Source organism: Vibrio sp. 1078-1 (assembly GCF_033340475.1).
This window is the reverse complement of sequence record NZ_JAWOWM010000038.1, coordinates 1-5,345: the sequence shown is the minus strand read 5'-3', so window position 1 is coordinate 5,345 and position 5,345 is coordinate 1. Positions and strand designations below refer to the sequence as shown.

5 protein-coding genes are annotated in these 5,345 nt (G+C 40.6%); all 5 read right to left on the bottom strand.

The features are described 5' to 3' along the window. Window positions 1-187: 187 nt before the first annotated feature. Window positions 188-586 (bottom strand): DUF6232 family protein, encoded by a 399-nt coding sequence (locus tag R7190_RS25260; RefSeq protein WP_025539256.1) that lies wholly within the window; start codon window positions 584-586, stop codon window positions 188-190. 1,247 nt (window positions 587-1,833) lie between these two features. After that, window positions 1,834-2,250 (bottom strand): lysozyme inhibitor LprI family protein, encoded by a 417-nt coding sequence (locus tag R7190_RS25255; protein ID WP_017821968.1) that lies wholly within the window; start codon window positions 2,248-2,250, stop codon window positions 1,834-1,836. A gap of 629 nt (window positions 2,251-2,879) precedes the next feature. After that, window positions 2,880-3,653 (bottom strand): hypothetical protein, encoded by a 774-nt coding sequence (locus R7190_RS25250; protein ID WP_186584910.1) that lies wholly within the window; start codon window positions 3,651-3,653, stop codon window positions 2,880-2,882. Between the two features lie 133 nt (window positions 3,654-3,786). Further along, window positions 3,787-4,260 (bottom strand): GrpB family protein, encoded by a 474-nt coding sequence (locus R7190_RS25245; RefSeq protein ID WP_025638270.1) that lies wholly within the window; start codon window positions 4,258-4,260, stop codon window positions 3,787-3,789. 611 nt (window positions 4,261-4,871) lie between these two features. Further along, complete coding sequence (locus R7190_RS25240) at window positions 4,872-5,252, bottom strand: DUF4087 domain-containing protein (RefSeq protein ID WP_017821408.1); 381 nt, start codon at window positions 5,250-5,252, stop codon at window positions 4,872-4,874. Between the last annotated feature and the right edge of the window lie 93 nt (window positions 5,253-5,345).

Genomic DNA, 5,345 nt, shown 5'->3' with positions numbered 1-5,345 from the left:
CTCAGTTTTATCTATCACAACAATTCCTATAGTGGATAAAGATTAATAAGTGACGATTCCTATAAATAGCTAACGCCTTGTTAAGGTGTGAGGCACGCAATACCGAAGGTTCCGCATAACACCTTAACCACTAAAGCCAACGCATAGTAAAAATGCCACGCGTGCCGAATCACTCTTGAACAATTTGTTATACGAATTTCTTCAGTGCCAACACTTGCTGTTCAAATAACTCACAATCTGACTTTGAGTATGACTTAGCGACATTAACCCATTGAACGCCCGTTTCATCTATGTGACGAAACTCGACTTGAAGTGCATATTTAGAACAACGAAAAAGAGCAAAAACCAAACCTACAACCGTCAGACTAAGAACTAAAACTAGTAGCCATTGTGGCACCTCTTCCAACCTTGGAATAACTAACCAAACTGCCCCTGAAAAAACACATACCCAGAATAAAACTTGACCTAAATTATCAAGAAAACTTAACTTTTTAACCCTAACATTGTTTATCTTAGACAAAGGATATGAGTCTTTCTTAAACCTGAACTCTTTTGAATCCAAGTTAAAATCATTACTTTTGTACATAATTTCCCTCTATTCGTATAACGCCTTGTTAAGGTGTGAGGCACGCAATACCGAAGCTCCCGCATAACACCTTAACCACTAAAACCAACGCATAGTAAAAATGCCACGCGTGCCGAATCACTCTTTAACAATTTGTTAGCCCTTTTTCAAAAGGTTAAGACTAGTTTACGACAACCAAACCACCAAGATTGCTAGTAAGTTCAGAGACACTGTAACTTCATTGACATTCACACTTATCGGTACTTCAACTCCAGAAGAAAAGGCTAAGGAAAAGTTAGGTGTTTCTATGCCTATCATCTGGATAAAGTAAAGAGCCATCATTAACTTAAACGCCCAAAGCTTCTTTTTTAACAGCCCGTATAAACTAGACAAGTTAAAGCTTAACATCACTAGAACGAGCGCAAATGCGAGAAAAAGACTTGAAGAACTCAATTGAGTCACTTGGGACAGCAAAGTAAATAGTAGAAACAGAGGAACGACAACAGATATACCCTGCAAAACCAATAAGAACTTTGTTCTTTTTAAATGATATTCAAACAATTTATATTTTCTCCTTGAGGGCTAACGCCCAATTAAGGGGTGAGTAACGCAACACCGACGCCGCTGCAAACCACCTTAATCACTAAAATTAACGCATAGTAAAAATGCCACGCGTTACGAATCCCTCTTGAATTGTTTGTTAGCACGCTACCCATAAAGCCTTTGAAACACACCAACGCATTGAAATATAGCACTAAATTTATGGCTTAAAACACTGAAACCAAACGGACAACTGCCAAACTAAAAACAAACTTCAAGACGTAAGTTGGCTAGAAAAAAAACATGCGAAACTGCACTTTTTCACCGCCTTCAATTTAGCAAAGAATACGGGCTTCGAACTTGAACAACAACGACAAAGAAACGCTTGTTTTACCGAAAATTTCTCAGCACCAAAGAAACCACGCCAGAGAAATAGCCCGAAAGTTAGAAACCGTAAACGATAAACTCAAAGCGAAAACTTCACATCTAGTGCCACCGGAGCGAACCTGAAAGGCACATTTGATCAGGTGTAAAGCGAGGAAAAGAAACCAATAAAAACAGAAACTTTTAGCCTTTGATGCCAACCCAGTGCTAACGCCCTGTTAAGGTGTGAGCAACGCAATACCGAAGCCCCCGCATACCACCTTAATCACTAAATTCAACGCATAGCAAAAATGCCACGCGTTGCGAATCACTCTTGAACAGTTTGTTATGTGCGTGGTTGAAACCTACTCTACACTTGGCTCCGGTAAAACTGGTGGTGTACTGTCCATATAAGTTAAAAAGTTTTCCCATAACTCGTGCGTTCTTTGCTTAGTTAACTTAGTTTTGCACGATATCGCCATAACTCCACGAATAGTTCCATCACGCCATTGCGTATAAACCGAATCACAGTGAGAGGACATATATGCTTGCCAATCCTGTTGAGCAAGCTTAATTGCTGCGATCAGTTCTGGGTCATGAGAGTTGTGCTCAAAGCTAGTGTTTAGATATTTGTCTAATTTAACTTGTGCTGACTCTAGTTCAATAGCAGTACATTGGTTTATCTCGATTGTGGTCATCGCATTATTACAGTCAATGGACTCTTCTTCAGCAAGAGCACCAAATGAAAGACTAGCTAATATGATGATTAGACACTTATTCATCGTTTTCTCCTAAAGCACATAACGCCCAATTAAGGGGTGAGCAACGCTACCACCCAACCTAAAGCATTGTACCGTAACCACTAAAACTGAAGTAGAAGCAAAAATGCCAAGCGTTGGGAATCCCTCTTAAATTGTTTGTTATGTGTGTTAGTTGACGTTTCTACTGATAATTTTGGCAAGAAACGCAACCAGCCCACGCTCTTCATACCCAGCATAAGACGACACTAAATAGTTACGAAAACCAAAAAATACACCGATTAAACCACAAGCTATTCCAAGCCACTCAAACCAGTGAATTCGACGCGTAAAGATTGACTCAAAAGCTTGTGAAACAGCACTACCACTCAATTCTGATGCCTTACTCTCGAGAAATGCGGGAAAGCCGAAATAGAAAATTAGGAAGGATATAAACCCGAAACAAATCGCAGCCCACCAAGGTAACCTAGCCGCTATATACACCGAATCACTAACTATTGCAGAACCGTGTGATCTGCGCCTATAGCGTCTTCCCATAATTTCCTCCGAACACATAACGCCGCATTAAGGTGTGAGCGGCGCTTGGCTATACTTGAGCGAAGCGAAACTGCCTAGCGTTGCGAATCACTCTTAAATGCTTTGTTAGGGCTGTCTCACAGTCGTAGACCTATTGCATAATTAATCTCGCTAGCGATATGAGCCATGCTCTTGTAAACGTAGTGTTGGCATTGCATAAAATCTTGAAACTTAACTGCTGGCGCTCCTGCACCATGAGCAAAAACATGCCTGAGTTTTCTATATTCAGCAAGTTTTGAATACCAAAGCTCGTTTGCAGATGCTTGGACGTTAAATTTTTTGAATAACTTTCTTCGTCTATCCACTGAGTTTGCCTGATTTTTTACAGCTTTCCACCCTTTACATTCATACTTAAAATCTCGCAGCTTTGGCATAGGAAACATTGAAGTTTCTTCTGTATGCTCAGCATACAAGATTCTTAGAGCACCACGCTCAAACTCTTCAAGTGCTCCTAATGAAGCCACTATTCCGGCACGAATTATGAATTGATCGTGCTCCCAATAACCAGCAAGCTCTGAACCATGAGAATCTTCTTCATGATGTTTCGATAAACTTGAACTAACCATCGATTCACGGCCCATACTCACAATATCAGAATCTTTTGAGTAAGATTCATAAACATCCATAGCTGCACATAGCAAGAAATTGATTTGATGGTCACCGCGACCATTAAATTTTGATTTAGAGAAGTAGTCTTGCTCTAAAATAAACTTTGCATCAGGAAACTGATCATGAACCCATTTTGAAAAATCAAAATGATGTTGATTTGCATACATACTGCTTAACGATACACTGACATGTGAACGTATTGCCTCTAAATGTTTATATCCAATCCTTGTTATATATGCCAATTTACCTCCTAAACCCTAACGCCCTGTTAAGGGGTGAGCAACGCAATACAATAGCCGCCGCATACCACCTTAAACACTAAAACCAACGCATAGTGAAAATGCCACGCGTTGCGAATCACTCTTAAACAGTTTGTTATGCCTGTCCTAACACGCGCTCAATAAAAGCTGATTTTTTCCGACGATACTCTTCTTGAGACCAACCTGTACAAGACATTTTCAGCTCATTGTATCGTTGAACTAACTCAGGACTTTTACGGAGTTTGTCTCTAAACCCCACAAAAAACTCAAATTCCGAACCATTAGCTACAACTTGAAAAGCGACATCCTCACCTGAGCTATTTTCCAGCATGCAAAGCTCCGGAGTTCTTAACGTATCGGATTTTTCGTTGAAGCCTAGAGTAGAAAGTAACTTTACTGCATTCTCTAGTTCCTTGCCGTTAACACCAACAAGTATGTCTAGGTCACCTTTAGATACAGCATTGGGGATAGAGGAAGCTCCAATATGCTCAATAGATGCATCTGGAAGTAAAGCAGCTATCTCAAGTTCGTACTTACGATACAGGTTTTCGCAAGATGCCTGATATTCATCTGCTTTGTAAAACTGCATATTTTCTCCCAAAAGGCATAACGCCCTGTTAAGGGGTGAGCAACGCAATGCCGATGCCGCCGCATACCACCTTAAACACTTAAGCCAACGCATAGTGAAAATGCCACGCGTTGCGAATCCCTCTTGAACAGTTTGTTAACTGAGCGCCCTTCAGTTTTCGCCGAGCTTACAGCCACTTTAGCCAAAGCTGGTTTTACTAATTAATGATTAGTAAAGCTAACTCAAATATGTGTTTAATCAGAAGATTACCGTTTATCTTTAGTTTGAAATGTGTCTCACAACACCATACTTCGGCGATGTAAGTGCGCCGAACTAATCGCGAACGCCTTATATTATTAGAAGGCTTTGTGCCGCCTTTCACATCAGTAAACTTAAGTACCAAATTTAAATTAGTCGCATTAGCTAAATTAAGGAAACCGACCGAACACGCTAGACCTCTGGACCTAGAAACCGTATCAATGTGCTTTCGTATTTTCTGCGCCAGTTAACGCCTTGTTAAGGGGTGAGCAACGCAATACCGAAGCCGCCGCATACCACCTTAGTCACTAAAACTAACGCATAGTCTAAGTGCCACGCGTTGCGAATCCCTCTTGAACAATTTGTTAGGCGAATTACTTAAAAGGAAGTGGAATATCTTTCGTTATGGATATGTCCTCTAAACACTGCTTCAAAGGTAACTGCTTGGATTTATAGATTGTTGTAATCGAATTTTGCTCTTCGTCTACGTCCACTGTTAAGCAAGCACAACTAAAACCATAGTTTCGATTTGTTCTAACAAATTCATTTTCATTTGCAGTCGCTTGATAAAGCAGTTCCATCGATTTATCGTCCAATGCATTTGAAGTACCTTGGACTGATATATCCCACGAGCCATCGCGATCAATCAACCACATATTGGCAGGAGAAGGGTTTTCAAGCCATCCACATCGAGTCTCTTCTGCCGTCGCTGCTAATGCAGAAAACATCCCCAAAATAACAATCAAAAATCTCATTATTTACTCCATTCGCCTAACGCCGCATTAAGGTGTGAGCGGCGCTTGGCTATACTTGAGCGAAGCGAAACTGCCAAGCGTTGCGAATCACTC